The organism is Wylensekiella montiformis (genome assembly GCF_009697385.1).
GTDB classification, from domain to species: Bacteria; Bacillota; Negativicutes; order Selenomonadales; family Selenomonadaceae; genus Selenomonas_A; species Selenomonas_A montiformis.
Genome location: NZ_VUNL01000004.1, coordinates 113,111 through 136,016, shown reverse-complemented (window position 1 = coordinate 136,016; position 22,906 = coordinate 113,111). Strand labels below are relative to the sequence as shown.

The 22,906-nt window shown below is 53.9% G+C and carries 18 protein-coding genes, 2 tRNA genes and 1 pseudogene; 17 read left to right on the top strand and 4 right to left on the bottom strand.

Translation table 11 applies throughout. The features are described from left to right. The first annotated feature begins 22 nt into the window (after positions 1-22). From FYJ78_RS04880 to FYJ78_RS04860, 5 genes are all read left to right on the top strand, one after another. Positions 23-874 carry an MTAP family purine nucleoside phosphorylase gene (locus FYJ78_RS04880; RefSeq protein WP_154620286.1) on the top strand — a complete coding sequence of 284 codons (852 nt, stop codon included), beginning with the start codon at positions 23-25 and terminating at the stop codon, positions 872-874. A gap of 207 nt (positions 875-1,081) precedes the next feature. Then, positions 1,082-1,158: transfer RNA gene (locus FYJ78_RS04875), tRNA-Val, on the top strand. Positions 1,159-1,575: 417 nt separating this feature from the next. Then, positions 1,576-2,751, top strand: a complete 1,176-nt coding sequence (locus FYJ78_RS04870; protein WP_154620285.1) for an ATP-binding protein — start codon at positions 1,576-1,578, stop codon at positions 2,749-2,751. A gap of 595 nt (positions 2,752-3,346) precedes the next feature. Beyond that, a complete protein-coding gene (locus FYJ78_RS04865; RefSeq protein WP_154620284.1) occupies positions 3,347-4,282 on the top strand; it encodes a sugar ABC transporter substrate-binding protein in 936 nt (311 codons plus the stop codon). Between the two features lie 16 nt (positions 4,283-4,298). Beyond that, complete coding sequence (locus tag FYJ78_RS04860; protein WP_154620283.1) at positions 4,299-6,005, top strand: methyl-accepting chemotaxis protein; 1,707 nt, start codon at positions 4,299-4,301, stop codon at positions 6,003-6,005. A gap of 132 nt (positions 6,006-6,137) precedes the next feature. Here the strand turns inward: FYJ78_RS04860 and FYJ78_RS04855 are convergent, their stop codons facing one another. Beyond that, complete coding sequence (locus FYJ78_RS04855; protein WP_154620282.1) at positions 6,138-6,335, bottom strand: ribbon-helix-helix protein, CopG family; 198 nt, start codon at positions 6,333-6,335, stop codon at positions 6,138-6,140. A 292-nt stretch (positions 6,336-6,627) separates the two neighbouring features. On the opposite strand from FYJ78_RS04855, the gene FYJ78_RS04850 reads away from it, so the two are divergent. The 10 genes from FYJ78_RS04850 (at position 6,628) to FYJ78_RS04805 (ending at position 18,293) form a co-directional block, all read left to right on the top strand. Next, positions 6,628-6,975, top strand: a complete 348-nt coding sequence (locus tag FYJ78_RS04850) for a TIGR02530 family flagellar biosynthesis protein (RefSeq protein ID WP_154620281.1) — start codon at positions 6,628-6,630, stop codon at positions 6,973-6,975. Positions 6,976-7,007: 32 nt separating this feature from the next. After that, on the top strand, positions 7,008-9,536 hold the full coding sequence (locus FYJ78_RS04845; protein ID WP_154620280.1) for a flagellar hook-basal body complex protein: 2,529 nt from the start codon (positions 7,008-7,010) through the stop codon (positions 9,534-9,536). 93 nt (positions 9,537-9,629) lie between these two features. Beyond that, positions 9,630-9,706 (top strand) — tRNA-Val (locus FYJ78_RS04840). Positions 9,707-10,197: 491 nt separating this feature from the next. Continuing rightward, positions 10,198-10,443, top strand: a complete 246-nt coding sequence (locus tag FYJ78_RS04835; RefSeq protein WP_328597645.1) for a helix-turn-helix domain-containing protein — start codon at positions 10,198-10,200, stop codon at positions 10,441-10,443. 23 nt (positions 10,444-10,466) lie between these two features. Then, positions 10,467-11,675, top strand: a complete 1,209-nt coding sequence (locus tag FYJ78_RS04830; RefSeq protein WP_195847878.1) for an RNA-guided endonuclease InsQ/TnpB family protein — start codon at positions 10,467-10,469, stop codon at positions 11,673-11,675. A gap of 211 nt (positions 11,676-11,886) precedes the next feature. Further along, positions 11,887-13,179 (top strand): adenylosuccinate lyase, encoded by a 1,293-nt coding sequence (gene purB / locus FYJ78_RS04825; protein ID WP_154620279.1) that lies wholly within the window; start codon positions 11,887-11,889, stop codon positions 13,177-13,179. Positions 13,180-13,288: 109 nt separating this feature from the next. Continuing rightward, the gene (locus FYJ78_RS04820; protein ID WP_154620278.1) at positions 13,289-14,575 is read left to right on the top strand and encodes an adenylosuccinate synthase; all 1,287 of its coding nucleotides are present in this window, start codon (positions 13,289-13,291) and stop codon (positions 14,573-14,575) included. 170 nt (positions 14,576-14,745) lie between these two features. Beyond that, positions 14,746-15,564, top strand: coding sequence for a Cof-type HAD-IIB family hydrolase (locus FYJ78_RS04815; RefSeq protein ID WP_154620277.1), 819 nt, complete (start codon positions 14,746-14,748; stop codon positions 15,562-15,564). A gap of 45 nt (positions 15,565-15,609) precedes the next feature. Beyond that, the gene (locus FYJ78_RS04810) at positions 15,610-16,716 is read left to right on the top strand and encodes a 16S rRNA (cytosine(1402)-N(4))-methyltransferase (RefSeq protein ID WP_154620276.1); all 1,107 of its coding nucleotides are present in this window, start codon (positions 15,610-15,612) and stop codon (positions 16,714-16,716) included. Between the two features lie 65 nt (positions 16,717-16,781). Next, positions 16,782-18,293: a phosphohexomutase domain-containing protein gene (locus tag FYJ78_RS04805; RefSeq protein WP_154620275.1), complete on the top strand. Its 1,512-nt coding sequence runs from the start codon at positions 16,782-16,784 to the stop codon at positions 18,291-18,293. 95 nt (positions 18,294-18,388) lie between these two features. On the opposite strand, the pseudogene FYJ78_RS04800 reads toward FYJ78_RS04805, so the two are convergent. The 3 genes and pseudogenes from FYJ78_RS04800 to FYJ78_RS04790 form a co-directional block, all read right to left on the bottom strand. Continuing rightward, a pseudogene (locus FYJ78_RS04800) lies at positions 18,389-18,610 on the bottom strand (Txe/YoeB family addiction module toxin); the annotation flags it as partial. Positions 18,611-18,651: 41 nt separating this feature from the next. Beyond that, positions 18,652-18,921, bottom strand: coding sequence for a type II toxin-antitoxin system RelB/DinJ family antitoxin (locus FYJ78_RS04795; protein ID WP_154620273.1), 270 nt, complete (start codon positions 18,919-18,921; stop codon positions 18,652-18,654). Between the two features lie 125 nt (positions 18,922-19,046). Further along, positions 19,047-19,409 (bottom strand): PTS glucitol/sorbitol transporter subunit IIA, encoded by a 363-nt coding sequence (locus tag FYJ78_RS04790; RefSeq protein WP_154620272.1) that lies wholly within the window; start codon positions 19,407-19,409, stop codon positions 19,047-19,049. 395 nt (positions 19,410-19,804) lie between these two features. Between FYJ78_RS04790 and FYJ78_RS04785 the strand changes: the two genes are divergently transcribed. Together FYJ78_RS04785 and FYJ78_RS04780 are read left to right on the top strand one after the other, a co-directional pair. Next, entirely contained in the window at positions 19,805-20,836 is a 1,032-nt protein-coding gene (locus FYJ78_RS04785) for a zinc-binding alcohol dehydrogenase family protein (RefSeq protein WP_154620271.1), read from the top strand. A gap of 210 nt (positions 20,837-21,046) precedes the next feature. Beyond that, positions 21,047-22,876, top strand: a complete 1,830-nt coding sequence (locus tag FYJ78_RS04780) for a sigma 54-interacting transcriptional regulator (RefSeq protein ID WP_195847871.1) — start codon at positions 21,047-21,049, stop codon at positions 22,874-22,876. The last annotated feature ends 30 nt before the right edge of the window (positions 22,877-22,906 follow it).

Below are 22,906 nucleotides of genomic sequence, written 5' to 3'. Positions count from 1 at the left end.
CCGGCGAAAACAGGAGGAAGACATGGACAGAACAGAGATACCAAAGGCGGAATATGCGATTGTAGGCGGGTCGGGAACGCTTTCCAGCGATTTTCCGGCGCGGCTCCCGGATGAGGATGTGGAGATTCTGGCTGAATCGATGCACTTTGACACGCCGTATGGCAGGAGCCCCGCGATCCGGCTCTTCCGGGTGGGGAAAAAACGCGTGCTGACGGTTCGGATGCATGGCTGGCGCTCCGGCGTTACGCGGGCGGATGCCTCACGACAGATATTCTGGGTATTTCGCGAGGCCGGCGTTCGCCGCATTCTTTCCGAGGGCGGCGTAGGCACAGTCAACAAACTGCTCGATCTGCGCGACTTTATCATACCGGATGATTATCTGGATCTTTCGGTGCGAAAGGACGTCATGCTCGACGGCCGGTATCTGCTGATTATGCGCGATGCACTTTGCCCGGAACTGCGTCAGGCCCTGATCGACGTGACGAAGCAGCACTTCGACGGCCGGGTCTTTTCACGGGGCACATATGCCGTTACGGATGGCCGCCACTTTGAAAGCCCGGCGGAAATCGCCATGATGAACGGTCATGCGGATATCGTCGGACAGAGCATCGCGCCGGAAGTCTATCTGGCCCGTGAAATCGGCGCCTGCTATGCAGGGCTGTACTTTACCGTCAATTACGGTGAAGGGATCCGTGCGAAATGGTCGCATCAGAAAATGGCGGATATCTTCTACGACGACGCGCCGATGATCGGCGCCATTCTGATTGAAACGATTCGCCGTATCGATGCGGAGCACCGGCATTGCGAGTGCGCGGCACTGCGAAAAGAAACCCTGCTCAAAGAGGTTTACCATGAAATTTCAGCAAAAGGGTAAAAGGACCGCCTGAAAGCCTTAATGCAAGAGAACCATCACAACATACTTGCACAACATGCTTGCGGTCACTTCCTACTCCCGAATGAAGGGAGGCAGAAAGCAGAGTACTTGACAAGCTGGGAAAAAAATTTTAAGAATTTAAGACCTTCCTCTTGCAACGAAGCACTCATTATGCTATACTAAATTCTGTCGTTGAAGAAATGACAAGGGGTTATAGCTCAGTTGGTTAGAGTGTCTCGTTGACATCGAGGAGGTCACAGGTTCGAATCCTGTTAACCCCACCATTGGAAGAGGATGCCTCCGCGCAAGCGGGGGCTTTTTTGTTGCCTTTTTCCGGAGACAATCATGTTCCTATGGTTTCCGATAAGAAGCCTTCGAACTGTCCTCCCATTCCAGCCCTAAAAGTAACGGAAAGGCTATAGCCCCGATTCTGTCACATTTCGCAACAGACCACATCGTTTTAATTTCCTCGTCGGTCAAGGCTCTGCTATGCTTCTGTTCTACGGATGGAAGTTCTGCAAACTGCATTGGGTTCTTTTCAATCCACTCCCGCCCCTCGGCATACTTCAGGAACAAGACACAACATAACGATATACTAAAGACAGCCGGCGGATTGTATAAATATTTATATGTAAATATATGGATGTTTTCTCGCGCACATAGTATAATATTCATAAGAATACAAAGGAGGTGCTTGGCAAATGTTTGTTCCAAATCCCTATCGCCCAGGTGCTGGAGAAACACCGACATATCTCGCAGGCAGAGATAAGACTCTCGAAGAAGGAGAGAAAATCCTGACGACGATTTCTTATGGTTATCCTGCTCGTTCAGAGATTTTTTATGGATTGCGCGGCGTTGGCAAGACTGTCCTGCTCAATCGGCTTATGGATATTGGCATAGAACGGGGCATTGTTTCGGAGAGTATCGAAATTGAGAATCGGAGCAAGTCTTTTCAGAGCGAATTGGCTCTTAAAGTATACAAGCTTATGGCACAGTTGAGCCGAACGAAGCAACTCGAAGCATACATGATCCGTGCGCTCGGTATTCTCAAAGCATTCAGTTTGAAATATTCGAATGATGGTTTTACTACGGAAATTTCCGTAGATCCTGTACAGGGAATCGCCAATACAGGCAATATCTCTAACGATATTTCTGAACTTTTCCTCGCTCTTGGTTCAGTTGCGAAGCATCAAAAAAAAGGTGTAGCAATTTTTATTGACGAGATGCAAATTCTGCGGGTGGCTGATATGGAAGCTCTTTTTGTAGCTATCCACCGTGTCAATCAGAAAGGATATCCTCTTGTCCTATTCGGTGCTGGCCTGCCGAAAATTATCAAGATAGCAGGCAGGGTAAAATCTTATGCAGAACGGCTTTTCTTATTTGTGAAAATTGGTTCTCTTGATAAAGAATCTGCTGCACTCGCGCTTACAAAGCCCGCTGAAGGACTAGGCATTTCTTATACGCCTGATGCAATTAATGAGGTGCTGCGAATCACCGAAGGATACCCTTATTTTCTCCAAGAATATGGTTCGCAAATCTGGGATTTGAAGCAGGATAATACAATTACGCTTGGTACAGTAAAAGCAGCATATCGAGAATTTGAGAGTCGTATTGATGAATCTTTTTTTCGTGTCCGATATGAGAAAGCGACGCATAGAGAACTTGAGTTTATGCTCGCTATGGTGAAGACAGGGGCTCTTCCCTGCACCATACGCCAAGTTGCGAATATTCTGCACGTAAAACTCCAAAGCATTTCTGTATTGCGTGCCCAGCTCATACACAAAGGGTTTATCTATGATTCGTCACGGGGGGAGATTGATTTCACTGTTCCTCAATTCGGAGAATATCTCAAGAGAGTCAGTTATCCCCATGGCTAAAAACAGAGGCTTTTCGGCGATTTTCGATAAGATAATTCGGGCTATGACTGCGGACTAGAGCAGGAACTGAGCTACGACGAACATATCTCAAAATTCATCTAAATGCGGGCAGGATACTCCGACCTTTTAGGCCGGGGAGGAATACCCGCCTCACCTCACTTTCTTATCAATTAGGATTTCAGCGAAATCTATGTTATGATATTTTTTATGGAGTAATATACATTTTAGAAAGGCAGGTGAGAAAAACTATCCATCATTTTCTGATGGTCTAAATAGATAATCGTTTGTCTAGGGTAAAACCTTGTTAATGGTCAGTGTACTTTTAGACCTATCTCGTTGACATCGAGGAGGTCACAGGTTCGAATCCTGTTAACCCCACCATTGGAAGAGGATGCCTCCGCGCAAGCGGGGGCTTTTTTGTTGTCCTTCCCCGGGCATGTGGGACTTTGTGCCTACAGTTTTTCGGGCGGGGAAAAGGATTTTTAGCTGCTTCCGAAGAAATATAAGTTTGAACTGAAAAATAATTCATGCAGATTACTGCATCGGAAGTCCTGCGGCGGGAGCTGCAGACGAGGGAAAAGAGGAGCGTGTTGGTATGATCGCAATAAAACGAATGATGGCGCTTTTGCTCACCGGTATGGTAGCGCTGGCCGCGGCGGGGTGCGGAGGCTTGTCGGGGAACTCGGGCAAGACGATCGTTTTTGTCTCCCATGATGAAGCAGCCGGTTTTCCAGGCGCTTTGTATGAAGGCATTAAGGAAAAGGCGGAAGGACAGGGGTATTCGGTTGCATTTACCAATGCGGGCATGGATTCCAGCGCGCAGATTGACCAGATGAATGAAATCATCGCCAAAAAGCCGGCGGCGATTGTTCTGCTGCCGGTCGAGGCGTCGGCGCTGACTCCGTCGGTGGAAAAGGCGAATAAAGAGGGAATTCCTGTGCTGGTGACGAACCGCGATATTGCGGGCGGCAAGACGGCGCAGGTTCATTCCGATGAGCGTCAGGCCGGGCGGCTGCAGGGAGAGTTCATGGCAAAGAACCTCAGGCAGGGCGCTAAGATCGTCTATTTCATGGGCGACAGCATGCAGGTTTCGGCGCGCGAGCGCTGGGAAGGATTCAAGGAAGCCTGCCTGGATAAGCGACCGGATATCGAGGTAGTGGCTTCGGCCGATGCCGGCTGGAACAAAACGGAAGCGATGAAGGACATGACCTTGTGGCTCCGGGTTTTCCCGCAGATTGATGCGATCGTGTCCGGCAATGATGATATGGCGCTGGGCGGCATCGCAGCGATGAAGGCGGCCGGCCGCTTTAACAGCGGGATTCTGGTGACTGGCGTCGACGCCGGGGATGAGGCCGTCAAGGCGGTCGCCGCCGGCGATATGAGCCAGACGATCAAGCAGGATGTGGATCAATCCGCCGATACCATCATGAGCCTGATTCAAAAGATGATTCAGGGCGGCCAGTCGGCGGAGGATGAAAAAGTTCCGTTTATCGAGATCACGAAGAGCAATGTTGCCTCGTTTTTGAAGTGAGCAGGGGGTGTGTTCAATGAAAGATTTCAGTGTCCGGATCAAGATCCTGCTGCTCGCCGTGATCATGCTGGTCATTACCTGTGTGGTGGCTGCGGTGGGGATTTACTCCAATCATCAGTCGAAACAGTCGGCGGATGATATGTACAATTATAATCTCATGACGACGCAGTATCTCAATGATGCTACGGTCCAGATACGGACGATCGACAGCGATATTGATTTCCTGCTGCTCAATGATCTGGTGCCGGAGAACCGCAAGATGCTGCTGGATGATATGAGTTCCAAAACGAAAGCCATTCAGCAGGACATAGAAAAAATCAAGGAAATCGACCGCAGCGAGCGCGCACAGGAGACGATCAGCCAGCTGGCGCAGGATACCGAGGCGTTTTTGTCCAGCATCAAGGCATCGGAAAGCCTGACCAATTCGCCGGAGGATAAGGCGAAGCTTCTCAAAAACCTCGGGACGGCCAAGGCGATAAGCTCCGGACTGTCTGTGCTTACGCCGGACAATGTACAACAGGGCAAGCAGCTCTTTGAGGCCAGCAATGCGGTTTATGACCGCACGATCAAGATCTTCTTGGGGATTATCCTGATCGGATTGATCATCGGCGTCGCCGCGGCGCAGATCATCGCGAGGAATATTGCGGGGCCGCTCGGGAAGTCCGTCGATCTTCTCCATGCTGTGGCGGCGGGAGATCTCACGCAGGAGCTTCCGCACGAGCTGGTGGACCGCCGCGATGAGATCGGCCGGATGATTGACGCTTTGGCCACGATGCAGGAATCGCTGCGCAGCGTCCTGCATGATGTCCGCAGCGAGGCGGAGAAGAGCGCCGCGATGGTCGAGGAAGTCAGCGGACTGGTCGGCGAACTCAATGACGGTGCGCAGGATATGTCGGCTGCGACGGAGGAGATGGCAGCCGGGATGGAGGAAACCGCCGCTTCGACGGCGAGCCTCCAGCATCTTTCCGATACGGTTCGGGATAATATCCGTTCCTCGGCGGAGGAGGCCAAGAAGAGCGAAGCGTATACGGACGAAGTGGCTTCGCGTGCCGGTGACCTCAAGAAGAAAATGGACGAGGCGCAGGCCAGCGCCAAAGAGGTGTATCATTCGACGAAATCCTCGGTGGAGCAGGCGATTGAGGCGGCCAAGGTAGTCGATCACATTGATGCGCTGACGAAGGATATTACTGATATTGCCGAGCAGACGAATCTTCTCGCACTCAATGCCGCCATCGAAGCGGCGCGTGCCGGAGAGCATGGGCGCGGCTTTGCGGTTGTCGCTGACGAGGTGCGCAAGCTGGCGGAGCAGAGCCAGCATACGGCCGAGAAGATTCAGTCCCTTACAGGCCGTGTGACCGGTTCGGTACAGGACTTGTCCAACGGGGCGTTTGGACTGCTGCAGTTTATGGAGCAGAATGTCAATCAGGATTATGAGCTGATCAACCGGACGGCGGATCAGTACCTCGGCGATGCGGATTATCTGCGCGGTTTTGCCCGCAAGAGCAATGCGATGTCGCAGGAGCTGGCCGATGATGTGGCGACCATGCATCAGGCCATGGGCGAAATCGCCAAGGCGACGCAGGAAGAAGCTACGGGCAACACGACCGTAGCGGAAAAGGTCACGCAGGTCGCCGAAAAAGCGAATGCCATTCTGGAGAAGGTCCGTGCGTCTAAAGAAGGCGCGGATCGTCTGCGGGAGCAGGTGGAGCGTTTCAAGGTATAAAGGAAGAAATGCAGGGGTAAGCGCAGAACAGGCGCTGCCATCGGTAAAAAAAAGCATACGCAACGCCCAAGCAAAAAGCTGCGGTACGAAGAAATTCGTACCGCAGCTTTTTGCTTGTGATGTCACTTTATTTCATGTGCGCTCTCCGGCGACTTCGCTGTGATCCAAGGCGAAATCGAGCAGCATGCCGATAAGCTCGTTGCGCGTACGTCCCGTCTCCTCGGCGAGCTCGTTGATGCGGTCGAATGTATCGACCTTGATGCGGACGGAGAAAACGCGGTAGCCGTCATCGCCGCGTAATTTTTTTGTGATGACGAGCTTGTTATTCATATCGATCACCTCATCATGCAGGAATTGTTGATTCATATAAGCGATGCAGATGCATGCGAGCTATATTGAAACAACTTTATTTTATTAAAACAAACATATATATGATATATTCATAACATGTTAAAAATGGATAGCCTAAATAAAAACTATATTATATGTTAGTGAATTGAAATAAAATTTAAGTAAAATGGTGAATAAACCGATATAGAAAATGAGCATATAGTATGTTATAAAATATGTTATGAAATCAGGCATAGGGATGATATGAATATCCGGAAAGGAGGCGGGCGGCATGGAGACAGCAAAGCGGCAAGGATGCGCCGGGCAGGGAAGAGCGGCCGGCATACGACAGGGAGCGTCATCTCAGGAGCGGGCGGACGGGCAGGAGGTTCGGTTCTCCGCACATGCAGCGGCGCGTATCGAGAAACGCGGCGTGAAGCTATCGCCGGGCGATCTCATGCGCCTCGGCCGCATGGTTGACAGGATGCAGGAGAAGGGCGTCAAGGATGCCCTCATCTATATCAACCATGCCGTGGCGCTCATCGTGAGTGTTGCGAACCGCACGGTCATTACGGTTGTCGATGAAGCGAGTGCGAAGGAAAATATCTTCACGAACATCGACAGCGCAGCCATTCTCTAACTGAAATCATAAGACAGGAGCAGTGATACAATATGATGCGTTCTCTTTTTTCCGGCGTGTCCGGTCTGAAATCCCATCAGACGCGTATGGATGTCATCGGCAATAATATCGCCAATGTCAATACGACGGGCTTCAAATCGAGCCGCGTGACATTTGCCGATACACTTTCTCAGACGCTGTCGGGAGCCTCCGCGCCGCAGGGAACACTCGGCGGCACGAACCCGAAGCAGATCGGCCTCGGCACGGGCGTCGCCTCCATCGACATGCTTTTCACGGACGGCTCCGTGCAGTCAACAGGTAAGAATACAGACCTTTGTCTTTCTGGCAACGGGCTCTTTGTCGTAAAGCAGGGGGGGCAGACGTATTATACGCGTAACGGCGCGTTTGCGTTCGATGCTGAGGGCAACTATGTCCTGCCGGGCTCTGGACTCTATGTGCAGGGGTGGACGGCGACCGATGGATCGCTCAATACATCGAATGATCCGGGGGATATTAAAATTCCTTCTGGCAAAAGCATGGCGGCAAAGGCGACGGAAACGGTGACGTATAAGAATAATCTGAACGCCTCTGTGGCCTCCATCGTTTCCATGACGGGCGGAACGGCAGGCGGATCGACGAAAACGTATACGACAGATGGCGCATCGTCTACGGCGTCGACGGGTACACCGCTCACACTGACGGTCAAGTATCCCGATGGGACGACGGAGCAGATTGTGAAAACGGAGGGGACATACGTGGTCGGTGGTACCCAAAGTCGGGAGGCGCATACGACCAGCGGCTCAGTGACGTCGAGTGCTGGTACCGATCCTGTGAGTGTAACGCTGAAAAATGGAAAGACGTATACTGTCTCGACAGCGAACGCCAATATGAAATATGGTTTTACGACAGATACGTTGGGAGAAACTGTGACGGCGAGCCCACAGCAGCAAGTAACGCTCTATTATGATGATAATAGAACGTCGAAGATCATTCCGACTGCTGTGGGGCTGCCGGCAGGCTCGTACACGGTCGGCGGGACGTATCAGGGGGCAGAGGTGACGACTGGCACGGTCACTGCATCACCGGACACGCCGCTCGTGCTGAAGCTCGGTGATGGGACGGAGCATACGGTGACGTCCGGCGACTATGTCATCGGTACGGATACCTATACGTATCCGGCGGGAGCTGGTCAGGCCACGGCGACGGTCACGGGTGCAAGCAAGATCTATACCATCCAGAAAATGGACGTGCTGACGCTCAGTGGCGGCCGGGGTACGACGGTGCAAGTCGGCGGTTTTGCAGAAGAGAGTAAGCTCAATGCGGCAACGGCAGATGTCAATACGACAGTGATTATCAATGGCAGCGTTACCAAGACAACCGGCAGCTATAAGCTGGGGGATACCTATACGGGTGATGCGATCACGACAATTGGTGATACCTCCGATCCCGCAAACCCGCCGGATAAGGGAATCCTCCTGACTCTTGAGGATGGCACGACGGCTACGGGGGCGGCTAGCCAGACCTATACAGTAGGCGATGCGTATACCTACACCACCGCAGGCGGCACGCCAACGACGACGAAAATTAAGAGCTTTGCCTATACGGGAACGGTTACTTCACTGGCGACGCGTTCTGACATCGCTGCGATCGATTATGTGGAGAAAGGAAAGATCACGCAGATCGAGGAACCGTCGCAATTGATCGCCTCCTCGGAGAATCCTGTGACGCTTACGCTCAGCGATGGGACTTCGGTGCAGGAAACCACGGGATCGTATCAGAAAGGGACGAGCCTGCCGATCACAACGACGGCGACCATTTACGATTCTTTGGGAGGGAAGCATGAAGCTACGCTTTTTTTCACGAAGATGGGAGGTGAGAAGGATCAAAATGGAAACCCGAAGAGCAAATGGGCGGTTTCCCTTGATTTAGACCATACGGCGAGTGGTGCAGAGAGTACAGCGACAATCAAAGATGAGAATGGGAATCTGACGACGCTGACTATGCCCGTCGGCGAGCTCGTATTCAATTCGTCCGGTGCCTATGTGTCCGGCTCTGGCATCCTCGAGCTTAAGCTTACCAATGGGGCGGGGTCGACGACGCCGGTGGATCCGACGCAGCCGGCGGGTTCGAAGAAGCCGGATACGCAGACGGTGTCCGTGAATCTCTTGCATCTGACGCAGTACGTCTCTGGCAATAAGCTCGTGGCCACCGGTGACGGCAATGCCGCCGGCACGCTTTCGAGTGTCTCCGTCGACAGCTCGGGCATCATCACGGGTACCTACACGAACGGCATCAAGCAAACGGAAGCGCAGGTCGCTGTCGCGCAGTTCACGAACGCTTCCGGTCTTACGAAGACAGGGAACAGCCTCTATCAGGAGTCGAATAACTCCGGTACGGCGAACGTCAAGACGGCGGCGGATCTCGGCGTCACGATCACGCCGTCCGCGCTTGAGATGTCCAACGTCGATATCGCGAACGAGTTCTCCGATATGATCATCACGCAGCGCGGCTTCCAGTCGAACTCGAAGATCATCACGGTCGGCGACGAGATGCTGGAGACGCTCATCAATATGAAGCGGTAAATCAATGCGGGAGTTTTAGCGCCTGTTAGCGTCGGATAAAAAAAGCTGGCTTTTTTCTGGCAAAAGGAGTATACTAATATTTGTCATTGAGTCGCTCGCTTAGCTCAGTTGGCTAGAGCATCTCCGTCACATGGAGGGGGTCGGGGGTTCGAATCCCTCAGCGAGCACCAATCGAGAGATCGACTTGCCGCGGCAAGTCAGGACATAGAAAGAGGAGACGCTGCATATAAGCGGTGTCTCCTCTTTTTTCTTTGCAGCTTTGAGACAGGCTTTGACTGAAACGCAAAAGGGTGGAGCGGCCCCGTCCGGATTCTGACAGGCTCCCCCTGTGCGGGCGGCAAATATCAGACGCTCATCACAGGGGGAGTTTTTGCGTTGTGCCAGTGCAGGATTACACTTGTTCCGGATATGCGGGCGGCGTTGACACCGGGACGTGTATTTGCTATGATAGACAAGGGAAATAAGGTACTTCTCCAGACTCAAAATGAGGCCTGCCCCGCTTTTGTTATGATTTTTTTGTGGGCCGGTCAATTTGAGTTTTTTCGTTGTGTTTTCACTTCCGCGGTGCAGTGACGCCGCCAGGAAAATGAGGAGGAAAGTTTAAGTAAATAATTTTATAGACAAAAGTGTGTATTATGTGTATTAGTAGTATAAGGTGTTTATGGAGGATTGTGCCATGAACACATCAGATATCACTAATTACAAGCCTAACGAATTTGCTGAGCTTCTTAATGTTACAGTCAAGACACTTCAACGCTGGGATAGAGAGAAGATACTTGTAGCAAACAGAACCCCCACGAATCGAAGATATTATACCTACGACCAGTATTTACAATTCAAAGGCATTGGCAAGGATGCTGATTCTAGGAAAACAGTTATTTTCTTGCAGGCTATACGGCCTACGTAAATACAAAAAACAGATTGAAGGGGATGAGACGATTGCTAAAGGCGTTCAAAACGGAGATAGTCCCAACTGAAGAACAGAAAGGAAAAATCGTCTGTTCTATCGGTGTGGCGAGGTTTCTGTATAATCAGTATATTGCCTGTAATCGCCGCTTATACAAGATGTATCAGTGCGGACTGCTTGATGCGGGACAGAAGCATTTTGTTACTGCTAACGAGTTTGACAAGCATGTTAATCATAAGCTGAAAAAAGAACTGCCGTGGATTAATCTATGCGGTTCAAAGGCTCGCAAGAAAGCCTTGGTAAACGCTGAACAAGCATTTAAGCGGTTCTTTGCTGGCACATCTGGATTCCCCAACTTTAAGAAAAAGACAAATCAAGATGTCAAACTGTATTTTCCTCGCAACAATAAAGGTGACTGGAAGATATGGCGGCATAAACTGATGATACCAACCCTGAAGCAGGTCAGGCTGAAGGAATACGGCTATTTGCCTATAGGTATGGCGGCAGTGAGCGGTACTGTCTCTTACGCAGCTGGTCGTTTCTATGTTTCCGTGGTCGTGGATATTGATGAAAAATCCAGATATAACAATGATTTAGAGTCATGTTACGCTAGGCAAACAGAAGGAATTGGTATCGATTTAGGTGTGAAAAACCTTGCTATCCTAAGTGACGGCAGAGTTTTCAAGAATATCAATAAGGGTTCGAAGGTTAAAAGACTGGAGAAACGACTTCGGAGAGAGCAGAGGCGCCTTAGTCGTAAATATGAATTTAGAAAAAAGAAAGGTGGTAAGACTGCTGCTGCCTCTGCAAACATAGAAAAGCAAAAGCTTAAGGTACAAAAGCTTCATCAGCGTATAGCAAGAATCCGTGAGGATTACGAAAATAAAGTTATCCATGAAATCGTGAAGCAAAAACCACGCTTCATCACAATGGAAGATTTGAACGTCAAAGGCATGATGAAGAACCGGCACCTGTCAAAAGCGGTAGCGGCACAGAGGTTCAACCACCTATTGGCCAAGTTAAAACGTAAGGCTGAAATAATAGGTATCGAGTTTCGGGAAGTTGATAGATTCTATCCTAGTTCCAAAACCTGCCATGCTTGCGGACATATACACAAAGGGCTGAAACTCAAAGACAGAGTGTATGTTTGTCCAGAATGTGGCTATACAGCGGATAGAGATTACAATGCTTCGCTGAATTTGCGGGATGCGAAAGAATATCGAGTAGCTTAACAACAAAAGTTCCGATATATGTACCGATGGCTGGTCGGGAACAGACTTGCCTCCTTGCGAAAGCAAGGAGTGTGATGTCAACGCCTTTGGAGTGTACAAGAACTTGTGAGTAGTCTCAGGCTTACCTGGACAAAAGCATACACGATGAATAAGGAATTTTTCTAAGACATATATACTTTTGTCTATGTTTTTTAGTAGCAGGAAATCACTAATGATCGAACGTTACACCAATCCGGAGATGGGGCACCTCTGGTCTATCGAGAACGAGTGGCAGCAGATTCTGAATGTCGAGATGGCTGCCTGCGATGCCATGGCTGAGCTGGGCGAGATCCCGAAGGAAGCGGCAAAAAATATCCGCGCCAAGGCGAAATTCGATGTCAAGCGCATCCATGAGATCGAGATGGTCACGCATCATGATATCATTGCTTTCCTGACCAATGTAGCGGAAAACGTCGGTGATGATTCCAAATATATCCACAAGGGACTGACGTCGAGCGATGTCAAGGACACGGCGTACTGCATGATGATGCGCGATGCGGCGGATATCATCCTTGAGGATCTGAAAAAGTTCCGTGAGGTCCTCCGCCGCCGCGCTGTGGAGTTCAAGCATACGCCGTGCATCGGGCGCACGCACGGCATTCATGCGGAGCCGATGACCTTCGGATTGAAGATGCTGCTTTGGAGCGCGGAGATCGAGCGCGATATCGATCGCGTCGAGCATGCCAAAAAGACCGTTTCTGTCTGCAAACTGTCCGGCGCTGTCGGCACGTATTCCAATATCGATCCGAAGATCGAGCAGATGGTCGGCAAGACGCTGGGCCTTCAGCCGGTGCGCCTTGCCACGCAGGTCATTCAGCGCGACCGTCATGCGGAGTTCGTGACGACCATGGCTCTCGTATCGAGTACGCTGGAAAAGATCGCGACGGAGGTCCGCAACCTGCAGCGCACGGATATCCGCGAGGCGGAGGAGTATTTCTCCCCGGGGCAGAAGGGCTCTTCTGCGATGCCGCACAAGCGCAATCCGATCAACTGCGAGCGTATTTCCGGCATGGCGCGTCTGAACCGCGGCAATGCGGTCGCCGCCATGGAGGACATCACGCTCTGGCATGAGCGCGATATTTCGCATTCCTCCGTGGAGCGCGTTATCCTGCCGGATACGACGATCAATCTCGATTACTGCACGAAGAAACTCACCGATATCATCGACAAGCTTCTCGTTTATCCGGACAAGATGCTTCACGATATGGAGCGCACGGGCGGCCTGATTTACAGCCAGCGCATTATGCTGACGGTGGTCAGCAAGGGCGTACTGCGCGAGGATGCTTACAAGTGGGTGCAGCGCAACGCCATGAAACGCTGGATGGAAGGACAGGATTTCCGCACGAGCGTTGAGAACGATCCGGATATCACCAAATATCTGACGAAGGAAGAAATCGACGACTGCTTCGATTACAAGTATTTCCTGCGCCATGTCGATATGATTTTCGAGCGCTTCGGCCTTTGAACATCCGATCAATAAGAAAGAAAAGCCTCTTCTCCCCGAGGGGAGAAGGCTTTTGTGTGTCAGTGGGAACATCCGGCGGATGGGTCCTTTCATGAAGGAGAGACAGATTATGTCAACAGTAGTAGTTACCGGTACGCAGTGGGGCGACGAAGGAAAGGGGAAAATCGTAGACTATCTGGCCCAGCAGGCTGAGACTGTCGTCCGCTTTCAGGGCGGGAGCAACGCCGGCCATACGGTCGTCGTCGACGGCGAGGCGTACAAGCTGCGTCTCATGCCGTCGGGCATTCTGTTCAAGGGATCGCATTGCGTTGTCGGCAATGGCGTGGCCTTTAATCCGAAAGTGATGCTTGAGGAAATGGACGGCCTCGCGGCACGCGGCATCGATCTTTCGGGGATCCGTATCAGCAACCGGGCGCAGGTTGTGCTGCCTTATCACTGCCTGATCGATCAGCTGGCTGATGATGCGCGCGGCAAGGGGAAGGTCGGCACGACGCATAACGGCATCGGCCCGTGCTATGTCGACCGCGACAACCGCATTGGCATCCGCGTCTGTGATTTCATCGATAAAGAGGAGTTTGCCAAGCGCCTGAAGGCGAATCTTGCGATCAAGAACCGCGAGCTCAAGCTGCTCTACGATCATGAGCCGCTGGACTATGAGGCGATGCTTGCGGAGTACAACGGCTATGCGGATCGCCTGCGTCCTTACGTCTGCGATACGATCGCCCTGCTCGATGAGGAGATCAAGGCGGGCCGCAGAATCCTCTTTGAGGGCGCTCAGGCCACGATGCTCGACATTGACTACGGCACGTATCCGTACGTGACGGCTTCCCATCCGATTTCCGGCGGCGTCGGTGTGGGCGCCGGCGTTGCGCCGCAGAAGATCGATAAGGTCGTCGGCATCGTCAAGGCGTACTGCACGCGCGTCGGCGAAGGCCCGTTCCCGACGGAGCAGCTCAACGAGATCGGTGACAAGCTGCGCGAGGTCGGCCATGAGTACGGCGTCGTTACGGGACGTCCGCGCCGCACGGGCTGGCTGGACGCCTGCGTCGTCCGCTATGCGGGCATCCTTTCGGGTATCGATTACATGGCCGTGACGCGTCTGGATATTCTCGATGATTTCGATACGATCAAGATGTGCGTCGGCTACAAGTACAAGGGAGAACTCCTCCATGAGATTCCGGCCAGCCTCAAGGTGCTGGCGGAAGTCGAGCCGGTCTATGAAACCTTTGAAGGCTGGAAATGCGACATCGGCAAGATTCGCCGGTATGAAGACCTGCCGGAAAACGCGAAAAAATATCTGACGCGTATGTCGGAGGTCACCGGCATCGGTCTGGGCATTGTGTCCGTCGGTCCGAACCGCGACGAGACGATCGTCATAGCGAAGGATATATTCTGAGCGAGGGAACCGGTAAGAACAGTCAGGCAGGTACGGCCGTACCTGCCTGCTTTTTTATCTGCCATGCTGCCAGCCGCGCGTTATTGCCGGCGGCAGGGCTTTCTGCTATACTGATTTCAGCCGGGGCAGGGGCTTGGCGCGCCTGCCGGTTCGGGAAGGGATGGATGTTCATGTATAAGATGATTGCGCTGGATCTTGACGGCACGTTGAATAATGATGAGAAGGAAATTACGCCGAAGACACGGGAGGCTTTGCTGGCCGTGCAGCGTCTGGGCGTCACGGTCGTGCTGGCCTCCGGGCGGCAGGCGCCGGGGCTTCGCCGCGAGGCGGAGGCGCTTTGCCTGAAGGATTATCACGGGCTGCTGCTTTCCTACAATGGCGGGCGGATTCAGGATGCGACGACGGGAGAGATCCTGTTTGACAGCAACATTGACAACGATACCGCGGTGGCGTTTCTGCGCCATCTGGAAGAATGGCCCGAGCTTTCGCCGATCGTCGATGACGGCGAGTCGATTTATACGACGGATGCCCGCCGTCACAAAGTGATGGACGAGAGCCGGAACAACAATCTTCGGGTGAAAATCGTGCCGAATATCGCAGATGCCGTGGCCGCCGGCGGGTTCCGCCCGGTCAAGATTCTGACGGCGGCACCGAATGAAGTCCTCGTGCCGCATCTTTCCGATATCCGCCGCGGCTTTGAGGAGGATATGTCCTTTGTGCAGTCGGCGCCCTGGTTCTACGAAGGGACGATCAAGGGAGTCAGCAAGTCCAGTTCGCTGAGCAGGGTCTGCGAGCGGCTCGGCGTCGATCCGTCCGAGGTCATGGCGTTCGGCGATGCGCAGAACGACATGAGTATGCTGGAGTTTGCCGGCTGCGGCGTGGCCATGGGGAACGCCTGCGCTGAGCTTAAGGATATGGCCGACGAGGTCACGCTTTCCAACAATGAGGACGGCATTGCCGTTTCTCTGGCCAGACATTTTTCTTGGTGAACGGAGCGGGAAGAGGCTGCGCGGCAGCATGGAAAGGATTTTGTGATGGACGAGCAGAAGCACAGGCGGCGGATTCATTACCGCGGCAAATATCCGCGGCGATTTGAAGAAAAATATAAGGAACTTCATCCGGAAAAGTACGGCGAGGAGATCGCGCATGTGCTGGCGAAGGGGAATACGCCGGCCGGCATGCACATCCCCATTATGGTCCGCGAGATACTGGATATCCTCGCGATCCGGCCCGGCGAACGCGGCTTTGACGCGACGCTCGGCTATGGCGGGCATACCTGCGCGATGCTGGAAAAGCTCGCGGGGAAGGGCCATCTCATCAGCGGAGACGTCGATCCCATCGAGTCGGCCAAGACGGAAGCCCGCATCCGGGCGAAAGGGATTGGTCCGGATCTTTGGGAGCTGCGGCAGATGAATTTTTGTCAGATTGACGAGCTCGTCCGGGAAACGGGGCCGTTTGATTTCGTCCTCGCTGACCTCGGCGTTTCCTCTATGCAGATCGACAATCCCGAGCGCGGTTTTTCATACAAGAGCGACGGGCCGCTTGACCTGCGGCTGAATCCGGAGACAGGCGTCTCTGCGGCGGAGCGCCTGGCAGAGATCGATATGGATGAGTTGGCCGGCATGCTGACGGAAAATGCCGATGAGCCGTACGCGATGGAAATCGCGCGCACTATCGTGCGGGAGCGCCGCCGTCATCCTGTTCAGACGACCGCGCAGCTCCATGAGCTGATCGCCCGCGCGCTCCGCGGCGTCCGGCTGCCTGACGATCTGGCCGGACGCGCCGGCGGCAGCGCGAAAAAGCAGGCTTTGGCGCGGGAAGAGCTTGTGAAGAAGAGCAGCGCCCGTGTCTTTCAGGCGCTGCGTATCGATATCAATCAGGAATACGAGGCGCTCTATGCCTTTATGGAGAAGCTGCCGGATGCGCTGGCGCCGGGCGGCCGCGCGGCGGTTCTCACGTTTCATTCCGGCGAGGACCGCATCGTCAAGAAGGCGTTTCAGGCGTTTTTTCGGCAGGGCGTTTATGAGGACATTGCGCGGGAGGTCGTCCGGCCGACCCGGGAGGAGTGCCGCAGCAACAGCCGGGCCCATTCGACGAAGCTGCGCTGGGCCAGAAAGTCGTCCGGTCAGGCAGGAAAATGACCCGGCAGCATGGAATGTAATCTAAAGATAACGAATTTGCGAAAAATTGCTGAGGGGGCATTTTGATGATTATTCCAGAGAAAAACCTCATGAAGCTGGCTAATGGCAGCGATGTGCGCGGCGTGGCCATGGAGGGGGTCGCCGATGAGCCGGTGACGCTGACCGCCGATGCGGCCAATGTCATCACGTCGGGGTTCCTTGAGTTTCTGGCCCAGCGCACGGGCAAGGATAAGACGGAGCTGCGCGTCGCGGTCGGACGCGATTCCCGCCTGTCGGGGCATGATCTCAAGCGGGCGGCATTGAAGGCGCTGACGGCTGCCGGGGCAGTGACCGTGGACTGCAGCATGGCATCGACGCCGTCCATGTTCATGTCTACGGTTTTTCCCGAGACGCAGATGGACGGGGCGATCATGATTACGGCCAGCCATCTTCCGTACAACCGCAACGGACTCAAATTCTTTACGAAGGACGGCGGCGTGGAGCATGAGGATATTCTTCAGATCCTGAAACATGCCGCGCGGTATCCCGTTTTGGAGGGCGACCGCTCGAAGGCGCAGAAGTACAACCTCATGGAGCGTTACTGCCACCATCTGCGCAAGAAGATTCGCGAGGCGCTCGGCGGCGAAAATCAGCCGCTCAAGGGCATGCATATCGTCGTGGACGCAGGCAACGGCGCGGGCGGTTTCTTTGCCACGCAGGTGCTCGGACGGCTGGGCGCCGACACGACGGGCAGCATCTTTTTGGAGCCGGACGGACATTTTCCCAATCATATCCCGAATCCTGAGAACAAGCAGGCCATGGCCGCGATCCGCAAGGCCGTGCTGGATAACCGGGCCGATCTCGGCTTCATCTTTGATACCGATGTGGACCGCATGAGCGCCGTGCTGAAAAACGGTAAGGAAATCAGCCGCAATGCGCTGATCGCGATGATGGCCGCGATTCTCGCGCCGGATTATCCGGGCAGCACGATCATCACGGACTCGGTGACAAGCGATGAGCTCACGGTCTTTTTGGAAAAAGATCTCGGGCTTCATCATCTCCGTTATAAGCGCGGCTATAAGAACGTCATTGACGAATGTATCCGCCAGAATAAGGCCGGCGTCATTTCGCCGCTGGCGATCGAGACATCCGGTCATGGCGCGTTGTCCGAAAACTACTATCTGGACGATGGTGCGTATCTGGCCGTCAAGCTGCTGGTCGCGGCGGCCCGCGCCAAGGCGAAAGGCCGCCGGCTGGCCGATCTGGTAGCCGGACTTGGCGAACCGGCGGAAAGCCGGGAGTACCGCATCAAGATACAGGGCGAGGAGGATTTCCGTGCCTACGGCGAAGGCGTGCTGAAAACCTTTGAGGAACGCGCCGCGCAGCGCGGCATCCGGATCGCCAGCCCGTCCTATGAAGGCGTGCGGCTGGTCTTTGCCGACGGCTGGGCATTGTTGCGCATGTCGCTGCATGACCCGAATATGCCGCTGAATGTCGAGAGCCGGAAGGAAGGCGGCGTCGCCCGGATCGCGGCCGAGGTCCGCACGCTGCTGGACGGTTTTGCCAGCCTGGATCTCAGCGTATTCGAGCAGAAGTGACCGTGTCCGCATCGGTCTTATCGATAAAAAGAACCCCGGTCAGGGGGCGTCTGAATGGCCCCCTGACCGGGGTTCTTTTTATCGCTCGTTACCGCATAGTGATTTCGACACGCGATGATGATAACGGTCGTTCCTTCTGCTGCATACACCAGTCTGTTGGCATCGTCAATCCGTTTGCTCCAGAATCCAGATAAATTTCCCTTTAGAGGTTCTGCCATGCCAATACCCTCAAAAGGATGCCGTTTGATATCCTTGATAAGAGCATTGATGCGCTTCAAGGTCTTCTTATCTTGTGTCTGCCAATAGAGATAATCTTCTCACACATCAAAATCCCATTCCAGCTTAGTTATACGCACGGTCATTCCTCAATCAGATCATGTTCTGCCAACTTCATCCTGCCAGCCTTATAATCTTCCATTTTTTTCTCCAGATAACGAATATTGCTGTCAGAATAAAAAGGGTCAGGCGCAGCAGATACTTCAAAGGGAATCCTTCGCTCACGGCCTACTTTTTTGGCGAAAATCGTAAAAGCTGCGCTCATGGACAATCCCATGTCTGCGCAAGCTGATTCCATGCTTTTTTTTACATCATAATCCAGCTTGAAATTCACGCTTACTGCCTGTGCCATGTAAAACACCCTCTTTCTATTTTATGTATATATAATATCAAAAATAAAGTATTTTACAATAAATATATGTAAAAAATACAGACATTTATTGCAATGCAGGTGTTTCGGATTTTTGATTGCCGCGGTCAGTCCTGATAAAACATGATATGGCGGCCGGGTGCGAGTTCCGGCAGCGGGCTGCCTTCCACGGAAATCTGTCCGGGCAGGGTGGCCTCTTCGTTGAAGCGGATTGTGCAGTGGCCGGACTGGCGCAGATTGGCGTTGGCGGCTTCGCCGACTTTGGTGACCGTGAACACGCTGTCGCAGATCTTCAGCCGGTCGCCGGCGCAGATGTCCTCGCTGAGCTCGTCCTTCCGGTGCGCGATGACCATGTCGTTGAGTTCCTGATTCTCCCCCGCGTTCATGAGCGTGGCGCTGTGATTGCTTTTCAGAAAGGTCCGGGCCAGACTGCCGATTTCGGTGATGGCTACATCGTATTTGATTTTCATGGTGGATTCCTCCTCATTTCCTTACATCACTTTGTTTCAAATCGGCCTCAGTATAGCACCTTTGAACAGGGGGCGCAAGGCGTCCCCGCGGCGTCCCGGCGGGCGGAACGGGAACGGATGGATGGACGGATTGCAAAAAACGTTTCATTTTTGAAAGAACTCGCAAGAGACCGGAAACGAGTCCGGAGGGAGAGCGGGAGAATACGTGACAATGCGCGGGAAAACGGTCTGGTCTGGCTGGAGAATTTTCAGTGAATTGCCGGAATTGCGGCAGAAGCGATGCATCAGAATGCGAAAAATTTTTTTTCACGAGGTTTTTCGGCTGGATTTTGAAAGTTGGCATGGCGTTTGCAATATAAAATACGCGTAAGGAAGAATGAAAAGGAGGAATTTCCATGAAAACGATTCGGATTCCAACTCCCGGGTCAGTCGAGATCATAGAGACCGAAAAACCGATGCCTAAAGAGGGAGAAGCGCTGTTGAAGGTATTGTACGGCGGCATTTGCGGCAGCGATCTGGGGACGTACCGGGGGACGTTTGCCTATGCCTCGTATCCGCGGATCCCCGGTCATGAGTTTTCTGCGCAGATCGTCGAACTCCACGGCAAGGCGGAGGGCCTTCATGAAGGACAGATTGTGACCTGCAATCCGTATTTCAACTGCGGCCATTGCTATTCCTGCGAGCGCGGGCTGGTCAACTGCTGCACGAGCAATGAGACGATGGGCGCCCAGCGCGACGGCGCGTTTTCGGAGTACATCACGATGCCGCTGGACCGCATCTATGACGGAAAAGGCCTGCCGCCGAGGACGCTGGCGACGATCGAGCCGTTCTGCATCAGCTATCATGGCGTGAGCCGCGCCCATGTCCGCCCGGGCGAGAAGGTGCTGGTGGTCGGCGCCGGGACGATCGGCGTTCTGGCCGCGACGGCAGCCAAGGCGGCAGGGGCCGAGGTCTATATCGCGGATATCGCGCCGAAAAAGCTGGATTATGCGATGGAATCGTTCCATCTGGACGGGACGATTCTCAATGATTCGCCGGAGCAGTTCCGTGCGGCGGTAGAGAAAATCACCGGCGGCAATGGCTTTGACGTCGCGATCGAGGCCGTAGGCCTGCCGGGGACGTTCCTGAACTGCATCGACGCCGCGGCATTCGGCGGGCGCGTGGTTCAGATCGGCGTAGGGCGGAAGCATGCCGATTTCGACTTCACGCTGCTGCAGAAAAAGGAGCTCAATGTTTTTGGTTCGCGCAATGCGCGGAAACAGGATTTCCTCGATTTGATCGATCTGGTTCATGACGGCAAGGCGGATATTGAAAAGATCGTGACCAATGTCTATGAACTGGACGATGCGCCGAAAGCGTTCCGCGATTTTTCCGAGCAGGCCGGTTCCATGCTGAAGGTCGTCATTCATTTCAGCGATCCGGACTGACTGCCGCCCTGATGGGCTGATGTGCCTGTTTCGTTGTTTCCCATCCCCCCTGTTGCGCCGTTCCGGGCTGATTTTTGCCGGGACGGCGTTTTTCTATGCGGCGGAAGCAGGATAAACTGCGACAAAGGGGAAAGTAATAGATAGCGGAATGGATTCGGGCCGGCGGGTTGTGGGAAGCCGGCAGGAGGATCCGGAGGGAGAGGAACCATGATGTCATCAATCGTTTTCGTAGCGCCGACGGAATCGCTGTGCGACCGGGCGAAAAAAGTCATTCATGCCATGTGCCTGACGGTGCCGGTCATTCATTCATCGGATGAGACGGCGGTCCGGGATGTGCAGGACTATCCAAAGGCGGAGGTCCTGATCAGCCGCGGCGGACTGGCTGAGGAGCTGAAAAAGACGGGGAATTATTCGGTCGTCGAGCTTGGCGTGTCTCTGGGGGATATTCTGCAGGCGGTTCAGAATCTGCAGGAACGCGGCTGCCGGACGATCGGCGTGGTCATGCGGGCCAATATTCTCTTCGATGCGATGGATGATTTTGAATGGGGCGGCAGCCGTATTTATATCTGCCCCTGTCCGACTTATGAGGGAATCGAGGCGGCTGTGCTCCGGCTGAAGACGGAGCAGCATGTGGACGGCATTGCCGGCTGCCGCTATGCGGTGCAGGTGGCCGAGCGGGAGGAGATGCCCTGTACGTATGTGGACTCCAACCGCGCGTCCGTCATGCGGGCGCTGCGCGAGGCGCAGCGCATTGTGGCGGCCAAGCAGAAGGAGAGCCTGCAGTCCCGACGGCTCCGGGCGGTGATTCAGAATATCCATGAGGGCGTGCTGCTGCTCGATGAAAAGCGGCGTCCCATTCTCTGGAACGAGACGGCGGAGCAGGCCTTTGACGGGCGCGTGGAGCAGGATTTTTCCGCGCAGATGGACGAGTTCCTGCGCGATTATCACGGGGAGCAGGTCCTTTCCCTGAACGGCCGGAAGATGCTGGCTCAGCTTGTGCCGGTCGGCATACGCAACGAGCTGGTCATCATGCAGAAGGTGGAAAACATCGTCCGCTCGGAGCACAAGGTCAGGGCGTCCCTTTATCAGCGCGGTCTGTATGCGCGCCAGAATTTTTCTGACATCCTGACGCGCTCGCCGGCGATGCAGCACACCATCGCCGTGGCGAAGCGGTATGCCAGACGGCCGGCCAATATTCTCATCCTTGGGGAGAGCGGCACCGGCAAGGAGAGCATGGCGCAGAGCATCCACAATGAAAGCCGGCGCCGCGAGGGGCCGTTCGTATCGGTGAACTGCGCGGCGATCCCGGAAAACCTGATCGAAAGCGAGCTGTTCGGCTATGTGGAGGGGGCGTTTACGGGCGCGCGTCGTTCCGGCAAACAGGGCTTGTTTGAGCTGGCGGATAAGGGGACGATTTTTTTGGATGAGATCGGCGACCTGCCGCTTTCCATTCAGGGGCGCCTGCTGCGCGTTCTTCAGGAGCATGAGATCATCCGCGTCGGGGACAGCCGGATCATCCAGCTGGATTTCCGGCTGATCTGCGCGACGAATAAGGATCTCTGGCGCATGGTGGAGGAAGGGAAGTTCCGCGAGGATCTCTATTACCGCATCAAGGTCCTGCAGATTCGCCTGCCGCCGTTGCGGGAGCGTCGGGAGGATATTTTGTTCCTGCTCCGGTACTATTTCCGGCGGTTTGCGCCCGATGTGGATTTTGACCGGTTCTTCGGCAAGCGGGTATGCAGGCGGCTGCAGGAGTATTCCTGGCCGGGGAATATCCGCGAGCTGTGCAATATCGCCGAGGTCTGTTCCTGCTGGACGGACGAGCCGCTGACCTGTGAGAGCCTGTCCGGCTACCTTAGGGACAGATCGCAGCAGAAAAGCGATGGCGGCTCAGACCTTATGATCCCGCTTGGCATTCCGTTGAAGGAAGCGGAGCGCGAAATCGTGCGGCAGACGCTGGAATATTATTCGCCCGAAGAGGCCTGTGCCCGTCTGGGGATCAGCCGGGTCACGCTCTGGCGGAAACGCGGAAATGGGTAAATGTTTCAAAAAAGATTCCATTTTTGAAAT